Here is a 973-nt window from a genome sequence, read left to right on the forward strand (position 1 = left end):
CCCCGCCTACGACCCCGCCGATCAGCTCAAACTCTACCTTTATGGCTATTTCCAGCGCATTCGGTCGTCCCGTCGCCTGGAAGCTGAATGCCAGCGCAACATCGAGGTGATCTTGATGCAATCGATGGGGCTGGAGCAATTCAACACACACGAAAGCGATGCCCGAATGATGCGTATGCCCAAGGGGTCGCGTGTTGCCTATAACGTGCAGACCGCCGTCGATGCAGAGCACTGCCTGATTCTGCATCACGAGGTGACGCAAGAGGGCGATGACCGAAAACAGCTTGAACCTATGGCTAAAACGGCCAAGGCCGAACTTGGGCAAGACGCTCTGACCGTGACAGCGGACATGGGCTACTCAAACGGCCAGCAGTTCCAGGCGTGTGAGGAAGCCTCCATTACCGCTTACGTGCCGCCAAACCGAACCTCGAACCCAGGCGGAGAGGCATTGTTCGAACGCCAAGACTTTACCTACGACGCTGACCAGGATCGGTACCAATGTCCAGCAGGCCAGTGGCTAACCCTGAAGCAGCGTTACAAAGGCGACCGGATCTACCAGGCAGCAATCAGCGACTGTGCTGGATGTGCGCTGAAAGCCCAATGTACGACGGCCAAGCGCCGCTACGTCTCGCGTCATGCACAAGAGGAAGCCTTTGAACGAATGGCGAAGCGGATGCAACTGCATCCAGAGATGATGGAACGACGCAGATCCATCGTGGAGCACCCGTTTGGCAATCTCAAACAATGGCTATTTGGGAACGGACGGTTCTTGCTACGGCAACTTGAAGGGACGAGAGCTGAAATGGCCCTGGCCGTGACCGCATACAACCTCAAGCGGGCGATCAGCGTACTGGGTACCAAGAAAATGATGCAGTTGATGGGCTGAAGAGCCTTTTTTTAGCACAAAAACAAACGCCCCGAACAAGTCGGGGCGTTTGGTCTAGGGCCTATCAGTGTGTTTTCACACAGTCTG

Annotated in this window: 1 protein-coding gene; it reads left to right on the plus strand. The window is 55.7% G+C overall.

Features of this window, described 5'->3' with window-relative positions; genetic code table 11:
• On the plus strand, positions 1-886 hold an 886-nt coding region (locus tag ABE456_RS28435), incomplete at its 5' end, for an IS1182 family transposase (protein ID WP_346646900.1).
• Positions 887-973 lie beyond the last annotated feature (87 nt).

It is taken from the genome of Pseudomonas sp. TWI929, assembly GCF_039673335.1.
Lineage (GTDB): Bacteria > Pseudomonadota > Gammaproteobacteria > Pseudomonadales > Pseudomonadaceae > Aquipseudomonas.